The sequence below is a fragment of the Microbacterium sp. M28 genome (assembly GCF_025836995.1).
In the GTDB taxonomy this organism is placed as follows: domain Bacteria; phylum Actinomycetota; class Actinomycetes; order Actinomycetales; family Microbacteriaceae; genus Microbacterium.
Map to the genome: position 1 here is coordinate 1,168,609 of NZ_CP107546.1, position 13,568 is coordinate 1,182,176.

Sequence of the window (13,568 nt, forward strand, 5' to 3'; positions counted from 1 at the left end):
CGTGGACAATAGGGGGTATGCCCGAATCATCGTCGCGCGCTCCGCGCTTCCTCGCCCCGTCCGAGGTCGCCGAGCTGCTGAGCCTGGAGGTCGATGAAGTCATCGCCCTCGTTCAGGAGGGGCGACTGCGCGGATCGCAGCTCGGGTCTCCAGCGCGTTGGCGCGTCGAGGAGAGCAGCCTGGCCGAATACCTCGCCGAGCAGTCGGAGCACGCGCGCCGCATGGCGCTGTGGCGGCAGGCGAACGAGGCCAGCTTCCCGGAGGTGTGGGGTACGACTCCGCACCGGCCGTGAACCGCTCACGGCCTCGGCGCATCATCGCCGCTCGAGATCGATCCTGGTGACGGCGGCGAACGCGATCACGGCATAGGCGCGGACGTCCTGCGCTCTTCGCGGGGATCCCGCATCGTGCACGGCCAGGTCGAGGTGGTCGGCCCCCGCGCGGTCGATCGTCCCGTGCCGTCGGTGTCCGTCCACGTTCTCGATCGCCACGGGAATGCGGCGGCGGGCGAGATCACGCAGCACGAAACCCAGGGTCATGCGTTCGCGGAGGTCGGAGGCGGGGAGCGCAGGGTCGAGACTCGCCAGCATCGCGCCGTGGTCCATCCGGATGCCGCGGACGGCCGTCAGCGGCACCAGCGACATCCCTCGACCGGCGAGCGGCGTCATGCCGATCCAGTCCGCACCGATCTCGTCGATCCGACCGGTGAGAGCCTGTCCGATCGGCAGCTCGACGGTGACCGATGACGTCATCGCCGCCAACGTGCGCAGGCGGGCGCGCAGTTCTATGCGCGAGATCCGCAGGCGCTCGGACTCGGCATCCAGCGCCGCGCGCTCGGCTTCCCACTCGGAAGCGAGCTGACCCTCGAGGTCCTCGAACAGCCCATCCCAATGCACGGCATCGAGCGTAGAGGACGCGGCACCCGCCATGTACGAGTTATCCACAATGGGCCCCCGAGATCCGCACGCGGCGCCGCCGACGTGGTCTACTTTCGGCACCAGACGTACGAGAACGGCCGGACATGACACTGCATGAGTACTTCTCCTATCAGCCGACACCCGCGGCCGAGCTGCCCGACCCCGAACCACTGCTGCGCAGTCTCACGCAGGGCGCGCTCGAGGTCTTCGCCGGTGTGCGGGAGGTCGATCAGCTCGCCCGCTGGTTCAGCGAGGAGGCGTACAGCAAGCTGGTGACGCGCGCGAACCTCTCTGCCCGTGCCCGCAGCGCCAGGGGCGTGCGTCCCAGTCGGCCGGTGTTCGCGATCCTCTCCGTGCATCAGACGGCCCCCGCGGACGGCGTCGTCGAGGCGGTGGTGATCGTGGCGGGTCCGGGGCGCACGCGCGCCGTCGCCATGCGGCTCGAGGGTCTCGATCGCCGTTGGCGGGCGACGTCGCTCGCCGTGCTGTGATCGCGGCGCCGGGTCGTGACCATCCGGCTTGGTATGCTCGACCGGTTGCATCCGCACCGTGATTGGGTTGGAGCCTGATGAACGACCTCGACAGAGTCAACGGCGACTGGGAGTTCGACGCCGCGCACACGCGCATCGGATTCTCGGCGCGGCACGCCATGGTCACGACCGTGCGCGGCTCCTTCAACGACATCGCGGGCAACCTGCACGTCGACACCGGCACCCCGTCGAACTCGTCGGCTCGGGTGATCCTGCGTGTGGCCAGCATCGATACGCGCAACAAGCAGCGTGACGACCACCTGCGCGGGCCCGACTTCTTCGACGCCGAGCGCTGGCCGGAGATCACCTTCGTCAGCTCGCACATCGAAGAGGTCGACGACAATGCGTTCGCCGTGACGGGCGACCTGACCATCCGCGATGTCACGCAGCAGGTCGTCATCCCGCTCGCGCTCATCGGCATCGAGACGGATGCTGACGGCAAGCTGCGTGCCGGCTTCGAGGGCACGCGCCGTCTGCAGCGTCGCGACTACGGGCTGGAGTGGAACGTTCCGCTGGATTCCGGCGGGGTGCTCGTCTCGGAGAAGATCACCCTCGAGTTCGAGATCTCCGCGATCAAGGTGTCCTGACTGCGCGGGTCCCGCGTCCTCGAGCCCTAGGCTTGAGGGGTGTCTACGCTCAGTGATCTCGTCCACGCGCAGGGGTGCCTGACCGACAGTGATGTCGAATGGCTGCATCGCCTGGCGGGGGATGGACAGCTCCTCGCCGACCTCGCATCCGCCGACATCGTCGTGTGGGTCCGAACCGAGGATGCCTCGTTCATCGCCGTCGCGCACACCCGCCCGAGCGGCGCCGCGACGCTCTTCTACCGCGACATCGTGGGGGAGCGGGTCAGGCCGCAGTGGCGGACCCAGGTCCAGGGGGCGTTCGAATCCGGCGAGATCGTCGATTCGTCGTCGCCGGACTGGTTCGAGGAGACTCCGACCAGGGTGCGGGCCGTCCCGATCCTCGCCAACCGATCGAAGAACGATCCGATGCGGGTGATCGGGGTCGTGACACGGCACACGAACCTCGGCGAGGCCAGGACGCCGTCGCGCCAGCAGATCACGTTCGACGAATGCGCGAACGACCTGTTCCGGATGATCGCTTCAGGCGAGTTCCCCGACCTCGCCGCCCCGACCTCCCCTCGTCGCGGCGCTCCGCGTGCCTCCGACGGGCTCATCCGCATCGATGTCGACGGCGTCACCACCTTCGCGAGCCCGAACGCGCTGTCGGCGTTCAACCGGATGGGCTTCGACGACGAACTCGAGGGGGAGTCGCTCGCCGAGGTGACCACCCGGATCCTCCCGGTGACGCGCCAGGTCGACGAGTCGCTGCCCGTCGTCGTGACCGGGCGTGCTCCGTGGCGCACCGACATCGAGGCGCGCGGCGTCACGGTGTCTCTGCGCGCGATCCCGCTGCGCGATCACGGCACCCGCATCGGCGCGATCGTGCTGTGCCGCGACGTGACCGAGCTGCGCCACCAGGAGCAGGAGCTCATCACCAAGGACGCGACGATCCGCGAGATCCACCACCGGGTCAAGAACAACCTGCAGACGGTCGCGTCACTGCTGCGCATCCAGGCGCGGCGCACCCACTCCGAAGAAGCACGCGAAGCGCTCACCCAGGCCATGCGACGCGTGGACTCGATCGCGGTCGTGCACGACACCCTCGCGCAGGGACTCACCCAGCAGGTCGACTTCGACGAGGTGTTCGACCGCGTCCTCAAGCTCGTGGCGGAGGTCGCCGCAGCGCCCAACACGCGTGCCCGCACGAAGTCCACCGGACACTTCGGCGTCCTGCCGAGCGAATACGCGACTCCGCTCGCCCTGGCGCTCACCGAGGTCGTCACGAACGCGGTCGAGCACGGTCTGGCCGGCCAGGAGGGCTTCGTCACGATCGATGCGACCCGCACGGACGAGAACCTGCGCGTGACGGTGGCCGACAACGGCCACGGGCTGCCGGAGGGCCGGATCGGTCAGGGGCTGGGTACGCAGATCATCCGCACCCTCATCCAGGGCGAACTGGGGGGAACGATCGAGTGGAAGGGCACCGACGGCGAAGGCACCGAGGTGACCATCGACATCCCGCTGCGCTGGATCAAGAAGTGAGTCGGGTCCTGGTGGACAGGCACCGCTGAACTCGTCGAAGCCGACCAACGAGAAATGCCCCTCCGAGGAGGGGCATTTCCTGTAGACGTTGCGATCAGCTGGCGCGGCGGGCGCGGGCGGCGCGGCGCTTGAGGGCGCGACGCTCGTCTTCGCTCAGGCCGCCCCAGACGCCCGAGTCCTGGCTCGTCTCGAGAGCGTACTGCAGGCAGATCTCGGTGACAGTGCAGGTGGCGCAGACGGCCTTCGCCTTCTCGATCTGGTCGACGGCCGGTCCGGTGTTCCCCACGGGGAAGAACAACTCGGGGTCGACGGTCAAGCAGGCGGCCTTATCGCGCCAGTCCATGGGGGCTCCTCGGTGTGGATTCTTGATGAACCAGCGGATTTTCGATGGCTCTGATTCGGGCGGCGGAGATATCGGGTTCCGCTACCCTGGTGAAGTGATGCGAGCGAACGCTCGCCCCACGCCGCTGTGGGAGCACATGACTGTTAACATTGTGTTACAGCATCCGCACGAAATCAAGGGTTTTGTGCATTCAAATCCGATTCTCAGGAGAAAACGTGCACGCTCCCGGCCTCGCCCGCGCGGCGGCCGCCGTCCTCGCCCTGGAGGGTGCAGCGCTCGTCGTGATCGCCCTCATCGAGACCTTCGGACTCGGTGCGGGGGGCGCCGCCAGCACGACGACCGCCGTGGCGCTCATCGTGCTGACGCTGATCGGTGCCGGCGCCCTCATCGCGTTCGCGGTCGGGACGCTCCGAGGGCGATCCTGGGCGCGGTCAGGGGCAGTGGTGCTGCAGGTCCTCGCCGTTGTCCTCGCGCTCGCTGCGCTCACGCTGCAGCCCGTGCCGTGGCTGTTCGTGATCGCCGTCGGAGCTCCGGGCATCCTCGGATTCGTCCTGCTGCTCTCGAGCGCCCGCCGCGAAGCGTCGACAGGCGACGCACCGGCCGACGAGAGCTGACCGCGCGCGTTCAGGCGTCGACGCCGAGAACCTTGCGGAGCCGTGCGACGTGGCCGGTGGCCTTGACGTTGTACAGCGCGTGGGTGATCACGCCCTGTTCGTCGATCACGAAGGTCGACCGGATGACGCCCTCGACGACCTTGCCGTAGTTCATCTTCTCGCCCCACACACCGTAGGCGGTGTGCACGGCGTGGTCGGGGTCGCTCAGAAGCGTGAAGGTGAGAGCGTCGCGGTCACGGAACTCCGCGAGCTTGGCCGGCTCATCGCGCGAGATCCCGACGACGCGATACCCCGCACCCTGCAGCGACGAGATGCTGTCGCGGAAGTCGCACGCCTGGGTGGTGCACCCCGGGGTCATCGCCGCCGGGTAGAAGTACAGCACGACGCGCTCGCCGCGAAGGTCCGCCAGGCTGACGGGTGAGCCGTCCTGGTCGAGCAGCGTGAAGTCGGGGGCGGTCGATCCGGGGGCGAGGCGCAGTTCAGTCACGCACCCAGACTATCTGCCCGGCGTCTGCTCGGCCTTGTCCGCGAAGGTCTGCAGCAGGCGCTGCAGCGAGTCCAGTCGCGACAACTCGGCGGGGCTGAGTTCGCCGCGCTCTGCGGCCTCGATGAGCGCGCAGTCCGGGGCATCGGTGAGGTGCGTGCAGCCGCGGGGGCAGTCCTCGGCGATCTCGGCCAGCTCGGTGAATGCGGCCAGGATGTTCGCAGGGTCCACGTGGCCGAGTCCGAAGGACCGCACGCCGGGGGTGTCGATGACCCAACCGGTCCCGTCCGCGCCCTCGTAGCGCAGCGAGACCGTGGAGGAAGACGTGTGCCGGCCGCGGCCGGTGACCTGGTTCACATGTCCGGTGGCACGGTCGGCTGACGGCACGAGGGCGTTCACGAGGGTCGACTTCCCGACCCCGGAGTGCCCGACGAACACCGTGGAGTGCCCGACCAGGGCCTCGCCGATCTCGTCCACCGGCATGCCGTCTCTCGCGCTGGTGAACACGCGCAGGTCCAGACCCTCGAAGTGCGCGAGGAAGGACGTCGGATCCTGCAGATCCGTCTTCGTGACGACCAGCAGGGGGCGGATGCCGGCATCCAGCGCCGCGACCAGGTATCGATCGACCAGGCGGGGGCGGGGCTCCGGGTCCGCCGCGGCGACGACGATGAGCATCTGATCCGCATTGGCCACGACGACCCGCTCGACGAGGTCGGTGTCATCCGCACTGCGGCGCAGGAGCGAGGTGCGCTCCACGATGCCGACGATGCGGGCGAGCGTGCCCTCGTCGCCGCTGGTGTCTCCGACGACCCTCGCCCGATCGCCGGTCACGATGGGCGTGCGGCGCAGCTCTCGGGCCCTGGTGGTGGTGATGGTGCGCTCGTCCGGGGTCCCCTCGTCGATCATGACCGCGTAACGGCCGCGGTCGACGCCGAGGACCCGGCCGATCTCGGCGTCCTCGTGGGCCGGCCTGCGCTTGGTGCGAGGGCGGTTGGCCTTCGGATTCGGGCGGACCCGGATGCTCGACTCGTCGAAGTCCTCGAACTCGTCGTCGAGGTCGTCGTCGGGATCGAGCCAGCTCACAGCGCCCCCAGCATCCGTTCCCACAGCAGGGTGAACTCGGGAAGGGTCTTGGCGGTCGTGCCGATGTCGTCGATCTCCACGCCGGGCACCCGCAGCCCGACCAGTGCACCGGTGGTCGCCATGCGGTGGTCGTGGTGCGCGGCCCAGGTTCCGCCTGAGAGCTCGCGCGGAACGATGCGCAGGCCGTCGGAGAGCTCCTCCGCCTCGCCGCCGAGCGCGCGGATGTTGCGCACGAGGGCCGCGATGCGGTCGGTCTCGTGCAGGCGGATGTGGCCGATCCCGCGGATCGTGGACGGGGAATCGGCGAAGAGGGCGAGACCGACGATGGTGGGCGTGAGCTCGCTCGCCGCGGACAGGTCCAGATCCACACCCCTGATCCCGGAGCCGGCGCGTACGGTCAGGTCGCCGTGCTGGCGGCTGGCGTGGGCGCCCATGGACTGGAGGATGTCCGGCAGGAGCGCGCCCGGCTGCGTCGAATGCAGGGGCCAGTTCCTGACGGTGACCTCGCCGCCGGTGACGAGGGCTGCACCGAGGAACGGCGCGGCGTTGGACAGATCGGGCTCGATCGCGATCTCCTTGGCGCGGGGAACGCCGGCCTCGACCAGCCACTCGCCGGTGGCGGGGCGCTCGATGCGGATGCCACGGCGGCTGAGCGACTCGATCGTCATGTCGATGTGCGGCAGGCTCGGGAGGTGCTCGCCTGTGTGCACGAGGTGCAACCCGACGTCGAAGCGGGGAGCGGCCAGCAGGAGGCCGGAGACGAACTGGCTGGAGGCGGAGGCGTCGATCTCGATGCGCCCGCCGCGGATGCGGCCGTGGCCGCGGATCGTGAACGGAAGCGACCATGTCCCCTCGTCGTCGACGTCGACGCCGAGGTCACGAAGGGCCGTGATCATGGCACCCATCGGACGGTGCAGAGCGGTCTCGTGCGCGGTGAGGTGCACGTCCTCGCGGGCGAGACCGGCGAGCGGGGCGATGAACCGCATCACGGTTCCCGCCTGTCCGCAGTCGATCGTGACGCCTCCGTCGAGCGGAGCAGGGGTGACGACGAGGTCCGGGCCGAATTCCCCTCCGGCATCCACCTCCTCGATGCCGATGCCCAGGGCCCGCAGCGCTTCGATCATGCGGCGCGAGTCGTCCGAGTGCAGCGGGGAGACGAGCCGTCCGGGGCCGTCCGCGATCGCGGCGATGATGAGCTCGCGGTTGGTCAGGGACTTGGAACCGGGAACGGTCACCGCGGCGCGCACCGGGCCGTCGGCGCTGGGCGCGGCGTAGGCGCCGCGTTCGGGAGCGGTGGCGGGGGAATACCGATTGTCTCTCATCGGTTCCCACTGTAGTGAACGGTGGTGGCTACACCGAGAAGGAGTGGTGATGATCGCGACGGTCGATCAGGAATTCGCGGACATCGTCGGCCTAGACTGGCCGGTGATGGATGACACCGCACCTGCCGACACGGTCGGCGACGCTCGGCGCGAGTTCGAGGAACAGGCGATCCCGTACATGGATCAGCTGTATGCCGCGGCGATGCGCATGACACGCAACCCCGCCGACGCGGCCGATCTCGTGCAGGAGACCTTCGTGAAGGCCTTCGGCTCGTGGTCGTCGTTCTCGCAGGGGACGAACCTGAAGGCGTGGCTGTACCGGATTCTCACGAACACGTACATCAACATCTATCGCAAGAAGCAGCGCGAGCCGTTCCAGGGCACGATCGACGAGCTCGAGGACTGGCAGCTGGGCGGGGCGGAGTCGACCACGGCGTCGCACAGCCGCTCGGCCGAAGCGGAGGCGATCGACCGGATGCCGGCATCCGTCGTCAAGGACGCCCTGCAGGAGCTCCCGGAGGACTTCCGGCTCGCGGTGTACCTCGCCGACGTCGAGGGATTCGCGTATCAGGAGATCGCCGACATCATGAAGACCCCCATCGGCACCGTGATGAGCCGTCTGCACCGTGGCAGACGGATGCTGCGGGAGCTGCTGGCAGATTACGCCGCCGAGCGAGGGATCGCCGCGGCCACGACGAGGAGCAGGAAATGAGCGACTGCGGCTGCGAGAAGGCGCGTCAGGATCTGGAGGAGTACCTCCGCAACGAGGTGTGCAAGACCGAGCACGCCGAGATCCGCGAGCACCTGGAGAACTGCCCGGGGTGCCGTGACGAGGCGCTGGTGGCGACGACCCTGACCGAGGTGCTCGCCCGCGCCTGCAAGGAGTCCGCACCCGAGGAGCTGCGCGACCAGGTGTTCGCCAGGCTCCGTGCTGTGCAGGCCACCGCCCACTGACGGCATCGACGTCGCATGGTACCCATAGGCTGGTGCCATGACTGACGCACGCAGTGTTCCCGTCGATTCCGCGTCCGCCGAGCGGCTGGCGGCCCAGGGCCTGACCTACCGTTTCATCGACACCGCATCGGATGCCGACACCGAGGCTTTCCTCCGTGCGGATGCGCGCGGATTCCTCGATTCCGATCCGACCGCCGAGCAGGTGGGCGCCGACCGCTCGCTTCTCGCCGAGCGCCGCAACATCGGGGTCTTCGAGGCCGATGTCCCGGTCGGCGCCTGGCCGATCGCGACCGTCAACTCATGGGTCACGCCGTTGACGGTGCCCGACGGCGAGATCGACATGTGGGCGATCAGCTCGGTGACGGTCTCCGGAACCCACCGACGACGCGGCGTCGCGCGCGCACTGCTCGAGGGCGAGCTGCGTGCCGCGGCCGCCGCCGGCGTTCCGATCGCGGGACTCACGGCATCGGAGGCGACGATCTACGGCCGCTACGGGTTCGCACCGGCGATCCCGGTGGCCAGGATCAGGATCGACACGCGCCGGGCAGGATGGGTCGGTCCGGACGTCGCGGGACGGGTGGAATACGTCGACCGCGAGACGCTGCAGGAGAACCTCGGGACCGTGCACGAGGTCGCCAGGACGCAGCGCACGGGACAGATCGCCGGATGGCAGGGCCGCTGGCGCCGCATGGCCGGCCTGTCCGTCGGGCACCCGAACGCCACGGCGATCCGCGGGGTGCGCTACCGCGACGCCGAGGGCGCGGTTCGCGGCGTCATGGCGTACCGGCTCACGGAGATCCCCGGCTCCTTCCGATTCGACCTCGAGGTCCAGCATCTCTCGGCCGTGACGGCGGACGCGCTCATCGCGCTGTGGCGGTTCGCGGTGCAGCACGACCTCGTCAACTCGGTGTCCGCCTCGCTGCGCCCGATCGACGATCCGATCGTCTGGCTCGTGGCCGACCAGCGCGCGGTCGAGGTCACGGTGCACGATCACGGCTGGCTGCGCGTGCTGGACGTACCGAAGGCACTGGGCGCACGGAGCTATCGCGCCCCGCTGGACCTCGTCCTTCGGGTCGAGGACCCGCTCGGGTTCGCCGCCGGTTCGTGGCGGCTGTCCGTCGATGCGGACGGCCGGGCCGCGGTCGCGCCCGTCGCGGATGACGCGACAGCCGACGTATCGCTCGATGCGGTCGCACTCGCGGCGCTGTACGCCGGGGGAGTGGACGCCGTCCAGCTGCGTGCGGCCGGCCGGCTCACGGCATCCGCGAGGACCGCGGCAGCCCTGGACGACGCCTTCCGCACGGCCGAGGCGCCGCTGCTGGCGATCTGGTACTGATCTCCGCCACCGCACGACGACGAAGCCCACCCGGACGCCATGCGCGTGCGGGTGGGCTTCGTCGTGATGTCAGACCGTGAGGGCGCGCTTGAGGAGCTCGGCCTGCTCCTGCGCGTGGACCTTCGACGAACCCGTGGCAGGCGATGCCGACGCGGTCCTGGCGACCGTGCGGAACTGGCGCGGCCCGGGGACCTCGGCGAACGCGAGGGCGAGGAACGGCCACGCACCCTGGTTCTCGGGCTCGTCCTGGACCCAGACCAGCTCGGCGTTCGGGTACGAATCCGTGATGGCCTTGAGCCCGTCGATCGGCGTCGGGTACAGCTGCTCCAGGCGGACCAGGGCGATCTCCGGGTTCGGCTTCTTGTCGAGCTCGGCGCGCAGATCCCAATGGATCTTGCCGGAGTGCACCAGCACGCGCTTGACGGCCGAGCGGTCGAGGCCGCGGGCGTCGTCGACGACCGGCTCGAAGCGTCCCTGCGTGAAGTCCTCCACCGGGCTGGTCGCACCGCGCAGGCGCAGCATCGCCTTCGGCGTGAAGACGATCAGCGGCTTGCGGGGGCGGGCGTATGCCTGACGGCGCAGCAGGTGGAAATAGGATGCCGGCGTCGACGGCCGCGCGACGATCATGTTCTCCTGCGCGCACAGCTGCAGGAAGCGCTCGATGCGCGCCGACGAGTGGTCAGGTCCCTGGCCCTCGTAACCGTGCGGCAGCAGGAGCGTGACGCTGGACTGCTGGCCCCACTTCTGGTCGGCGGCGGAGATGTACTCGTCGATCACCGACTGGGCGCCGTTCGCGAAGTCGCCGAACTGCGCCTCCCAGAGCACGAGGGCCTCGGGGTTCTCGACCGAGTAGCCGTACTCGAACGCCATGGCGGCGTACTCGCTGAGCAGCGAGTCGTACACCCACACCCGGCCCTGGTTGTCGGACAGGTTCGCCAGCGGCAGCCACTCCTGGCCGTTCGAGCGGTCGTGCATCACGGCGTGGCGCTGCACGAACGTGCCGCGGCGCGAATCCTGTCCTGCGAGACGGACCGGCGTGCCCTCCACGAGTAGCGAGCCGAACGCGAGCAGCTCTCCGAAGCCCCAGTCGATGCCGCCGTTGCGGCTCATGTCGACGCGCTTGCCCAGCAGCTGCTGGATCTTCGGGTGGACCGTGAAGCCCTCCGGCTTGTTGTTGAACGCGTCGCCGATGAGGTGGATGACCTCCGATGCGACGCCGGTCACCTCGGGGGCGCCGACGGTCTCCTCGACCGGGGCCAGCACAGGGGCGATGGGCGTCGCGCCCGTCTCCGCCGCGTGCGTCTCGGCGAACGCCACCTCGAGGCGGCGCTGGAAGTCGTCCTTCGCCTGCTCGTACTCCTCCTCGGTGATGTCACCGCGACCGACGAGCGACTCGGTGTACAGCTTGCGGACCGAGCGCTTCGCCTGGATCAGGTCCGTCATGAGCGGCTGCGTCATCGACGGGTCGTCGCCCTCGTTGTGTCCGCGTCGGCGGTAGCAGATCAGGTCGATCACGACATCGCGGTGGAACCGCTCGCGGTACTCGAACGCGAGCTGCGCGACGTGGATGACGGCCTCGGGGTCGTCGCCGTTCACGTGGAAGATGGGCGCCTGGATCGTCTTGGCGACGTCCGTGGCGTACACCGACGTGCGTGCGTCGGTGGGCGTCGTGGTGAAGCCGACCTGGTTGTTCACGACGACGTGCACGGTGCCGCCGGTGCGGTAGCCCCGCAACTGCGACATCTGCAGCGTCTCGACGACGACGCCCTGACCGGCGAACGCCGCGTCGCCGTGCACGAGGATCGGCAGCCACGAGAAGGTGCCGATGGGCTTGCGGTCCTGCTTCGCGCGGACGATGCCCTCGAGGACGCCGTCGACGGTCTCCAGATGCGAGGGGTTCGCGGCGAGGTACACCGGGAGTTCGGAGCGGTCGTCGGCCACGAACGTGCCCTGCGTGCCGAGGTGGTACTTGACATCACCCGAACCGCGCTGGTTGCCGGGGGTCTGCGTGCCCTCGAACTCGCGGAACACCTGGCCGTAGGTCTTGCCGGCGATGTTGGTGAGCACGTTGAGACGGCCGCGGTGCGCCATGCCGATCGCGGCGCCGTCGAGACCGGCGGTCGCCGCGCCCTGCAGGATCTCGTCCAGCAGCGGGATGAGCGATTCGCCGCCCTCAAGCGAGAAGCGCTTCTGCCCGACGAACTTCGTCTGCAGGAAGGTCTCGAACGCCTCGGCCTCGTTGAGCTTGCGCAGCACGCGCAGCTGCTCGTCGTGGCCGGGCTTCTGGTACTTGATCTCGACCTTCTCCTGGAACCACCGGCGCTGCTCCGGGTCCTGGATGTGCATGTACTCGATGCCGAGCGTGCGGCAGTACGAGTCGCGGAGCACACCGAGGATGTCGCGGAGCTTCATGACGCGCTTGCCGCCGAAGCCTCCGGTCACGAACTCGCGGTCCAGGTCCCAGAAGGTCAGGCCGTGGCTCTCGATCTCGAGGTCGGGGTGGGAGCGCTGGACGTACTCCAGCGGGTCGATGTCGGCCATCAGGTGGCCGCGTACGCGGTAGGAGTTGATCAGCTCCTGTACACGGGACTGCTTGTCGACGCGCTCAGCGAGGTCGACGGCGATGTCCGGGTTCCAGCGGATCGGCGCGTACGGGATGCGCAGGGCGGCGAAGATGTCGTCGTAGAACCCGCGCTGCCCGAGCAGCAGCTCGTGCACCTTCTTGAGGAACTCGCCGGAGCCCGCGCCCTGGATGACGCGGTGGTCGTAGGTGCTGGTGAGCGTGATCGTCTTGCCGATCGCCAGCTCGTTCAGCGTCTTGGCGCTCGCGCCCTGGAACTCGGCCGGGTAGTCGAGGGCGCCGGCGCCGATGATGCAGCCCTGCCCCTTCATCAGGCGCGGCACGGAGTGCACGGTGCCGATGCCGCCGGGGTTCGTCAGCGACACGGTCGTGCCCTGGAAGTCCGCCGCGGTGAGCTTGTTGCCGCGGGCGCGCGTCACGAGGTCCTCGTACGCGGAGAGGTACTCGCTGAACGTCAGCGTGTCGGCGCGCTTGATGCTGGGAACCATGAGCGCGCGCGTACCGTCCGGCTTGGGCAGGTCGATCGCGATGCCGAGGTTCACGTGCGCCGGCGCGACCACCGACGGCTTGCCGTCGATCTCGGCGTAGAAGACGTTCTGGCTCGGGAACTCCTTCAGCGTCTGGATCAGAGCCCAGCCGATGAGGTGCGTGAAGCTGATCTTGCCGCCGCGGGTGCGGGACATGTGGTTGTTGATGACGATGCGGTTGTCGATCATCAGCTTGGCCGGGATCGTGCGCACGCTCGTGGCCGTGGGGACGGTGAGCGACTCGTCCATGTTGGCCGCGAGGGTCTTGGTCATGCCGCGCAGCGTCGTGACCTTGTCCTGCTCGGAGGAGGGCTCATCGGTGGCCTTGGCGGCCGGTTTCGGCGCCTGGGCGGGGATGGGAGCCGGCGCGGCCGGCTTCGCCGTGGTGCGCGCGACCGGCTGCGAGCCGATCACGGGGATGGGTGCCGTGACGGGATGCGTCTGGGCTGCCTCCGCCGGCGCGGCCTTCGCCGCGGCATCCGGCTGGTAGTTCTCGAGGATCGGCCACCACTCCTTGTCGACGGAGTTCCGATCCGCTGTGAACTGCTCGTAGAGCTCGTCGACGAGCCATGAATTGGCTCCGAACCCCCCGTCGCCCGATCCGACGCCGGTCCCTTGGCTCGACACGCTCGATCGCCCTCTTTCATCGCTGAAGCACTGTGCCATGCACGGCGTCAGGATGTCCCCTGCGCCCATGCATTCTCGAAGATCAAGCCTAACGTGTTTTGTCCCCCGAATAGTCGACACGGCATGACCGGGGCACGTGCGG

14 protein-coding genes are annotated in these 13,568 nt (G+C 68.9%); 8 read left to right on the forward strand and 6 right to left on the reverse strand.

From position 1 onward, the window contains the following. The first annotated feature begins 17 nt into the window (after positions 1-17). Positions 18-293 (forward strand): helix-turn-helix domain-containing protein, encoded by a 276-nt coding sequence (locus OED01_RS05745; protein WP_264157418.1) that lies wholly within the window; start codon positions 18-20, stop codon positions 291-293. Between the two features lie 21 nt (positions 294-314). Here the strand turns inward: OED01_RS05745 and OED01_RS05750 are convergent, their stop codons facing one another. Continuing rightward, positions 315-896, reverse strand: coding sequence for a hypothetical protein (locus OED01_RS05750; protein WP_264157419.1), 582 nt, complete (start codon positions 894-896; stop codon positions 315-317). A gap of 125 nt (positions 897-1,021) precedes the next feature. On the opposite strand from OED01_RS05750, the gene OED01_RS05755 reads away from it, so the two are divergent. The 3 genes from OED01_RS05755 to OED01_RS05765 all read left to right on the forward strand — a co-directional run bounded on the left by OED01_RS05755 (position 1,022) and on the right by OED01_RS05765 (position 3,555). Then, positions 1,022-1,408: an Rv3235 family protein gene (locus OED01_RS05755; protein ID WP_264157420.1), complete on the forward strand. Its 387-nt coding sequence runs from the start codon at positions 1,022-1,024 to the stop codon at positions 1,406-1,408. Between the two features lie 77 nt (positions 1,409-1,485). Next, positions 1,486-2,034, forward strand: a complete 549-nt coding sequence (locus tag OED01_RS05760; protein WP_264157421.1) for a YceI family protein — start codon at positions 1,486-1,488, stop codon at positions 2,032-2,034. Positions 2,035-2,073: 39 nt separating this feature from the next. Further along, positions 2,074-3,555 carry a sensor histidine kinase gene (locus OED01_RS05765; protein ID WP_264157422.1) on the forward strand — a complete coding sequence of 494 codons (1,482 nt, stop codon included), beginning with the start codon at positions 2,074-2,076 and terminating at the stop codon, positions 3,553-3,555. Positions 3,556-3,649: 94 nt separating this feature from the next. On the opposite strand, the gene OED01_RS05770 is transcribed toward OED01_RS05765, so the two are convergent. Beyond that, on the reverse strand, positions 3,650-3,898 hold the full coding sequence (locus tag OED01_RS05770; protein ID WP_243224897.1) for a WhiB family transcriptional regulator: 249 nt from the start codon (positions 3,896-3,898) through the stop codon (positions 3,650-3,652). A gap of 215 nt (positions 3,899-4,113) precedes the next feature. Here OED01_RS05770 and OED01_RS05775 point away from each other — a divergent pair, with 215 nt between their 5' ends. After that, on the forward strand, positions 4,114-4,512 hold the full coding sequence (locus OED01_RS05775) for a hypothetical protein (protein ID WP_264157423.1): 399 nt from the start codon (positions 4,114-4,116) through the stop codon (positions 4,510-4,512). A 10-nt stretch (positions 4,513-4,522) separates the two neighbouring features. Here the strand turns inward: OED01_RS05775 and bcp are convergent, their stop codons facing one another. From bcp to aroA, 3 genes are read right to left on the reverse strand one after another with little or no spacing between them, the layout of a single operon-like run. Continuing rightward, positions 4,523-4,999, reverse strand: coding sequence for a thioredoxin-dependent thiol peroxidase (gene bcp / locus OED01_RS05780; protein WP_264157424.1), 477 nt, complete (start codon positions 4,997-4,999; stop codon positions 4,523-4,525). A 9-nt stretch (positions 5,000-5,008) separates the two neighbouring features. After that, complete coding sequence (gene rsgA / locus OED01_RS05785; protein ID WP_264157425.1) at positions 5,009-6,079, reverse strand: ribosome small subunit-dependent GTPase A; 1,071 nt, start codon at positions 6,077-6,079, stop codon at positions 5,009-5,011. Further along, on the reverse strand, positions 6,076-7,401 hold the full coding sequence (gene aroA / locus OED01_RS05790) for a 3-phosphoshikimate 1-carboxyvinyltransferase (RefSeq protein WP_264157426.1): 1,326 nt from the start codon (positions 7,399-7,401) through the stop codon (positions 6,076-6,078). The genes rsgA and aroA overlap by 4 nt, the downstream gene beginning before the upstream one ends. 49 nt (positions 7,402-7,450) lie before the next feature. Between aroA and OED01_RS05795 the strand changes: the two genes are divergently transcribed. Genes OED01_RS05795 through OED01_RS05805 form a run of 3 tightly spaced genes read left to right on the forward strand, consistent with a single transcriptional unit; the run spans position 7,451 to position 9,691 of the window. After that, on the forward strand, positions 7,451-8,113 hold the full coding sequence (locus OED01_RS05795) for a sigma-70 family RNA polymerase sigma factor (RefSeq protein WP_413231609.1): 663 nt from the start codon (positions 7,451-7,453) through the stop codon (positions 8,111-8,113). Next, positions 8,110-8,355, forward strand: a complete 246-nt coding sequence (locus OED01_RS05800) for a zf-HC2 domain-containing protein (protein ID WP_264157427.1) — start codon at positions 8,110-8,112, stop codon at positions 8,353-8,355. The genes OED01_RS05795 and OED01_RS05800 overlap by 4 nt, the downstream gene beginning before the upstream one ends. A 37-nt stretch (positions 8,356-8,392) precedes the next feature. Then, complete coding sequence (locus OED01_RS05805; protein ID WP_264157428.1) at positions 8,393-9,691, forward strand: GNAT family N-acetyltransferase; 1,299 nt, start codon at positions 8,393-8,395, stop codon at positions 9,689-9,691. A 69-nt stretch (positions 9,692-9,760) separates the two neighbouring features. Here the strand turns inward: OED01_RS05805 and OED01_RS05810 are convergent, their stop codons facing one another. Then, positions 9,761-13,426 carry a multifunctional oxoglutarate decarboxylase/oxoglutarate dehydrogenase thiamine pyrophosphate-binding subunit/dihydrolipoyllysine-residue succinyltransferase subunit gene (locus OED01_RS05810; protein ID WP_264157429.1) on the reverse strand — a complete coding sequence of 1,222 codons (3,666 nt, stop codon included), beginning with the start codon at positions 13,424-13,426 and terminating at the stop codon, positions 9,761-9,763. Positions 13,427-13,568: the final 142 nt, after the last annotated feature.

Coding starts and splice junctions, on each gene's coding strand:
- OED01_RS05745 (WP_264157418.1), top strand. CDS start 18: ATGCCCGAATCATCGTCGCGCGCTCCGCGCTTCCTCGCCCCGTCCGAG.
- OED01_RS05755 (WP_264157420.1), top strand. CDS start 1,022: ATGACACTGCATGAGTACTTCTCCTATCAGCCGACACCCGCGGCCGAG.
- OED01_RS05760 (WP_264157421.1), top strand. CDS start 1,486: ATGAACGACCTCGACAGAGTCAACGGCGACTGGGAGTTCGACGCCGCG.
- OED01_RS05770 (WP_243224897.1), bottom strand. CDS start 3,898: ATGGACTGGCGCGATAAGGCCGCCTGCTTGACCGTCGACCCCGAGTTG.
- aroA (WP_264157426.1), bottom strand. CDS start 7,401: ATGAGAGACAATCGGTATTCCCCCGCCACCGCTCCCGAACGCGGCGCC.
- OED01_RS05795 (WP_413231609.1), top strand. CDS start 7,451: ATGATCGCGACGGTCGATCAGGAATTCGCGGACATCGTCGGCCTAGAC.
- OED01_RS05800 (WP_264157427.1), top strand. CDS start 8,110: ATGAGCGACTGCGGCTGCGAGAAGGCGCGTCAGGATCTGGAGGAGTAC.
- OED01_RS05805 (WP_264157428.1), top strand. CDS start 8,393: ATGACTGACGCACGCAGTGTTCCCGTCGATTCCGCGTCCGCCGAGCGG.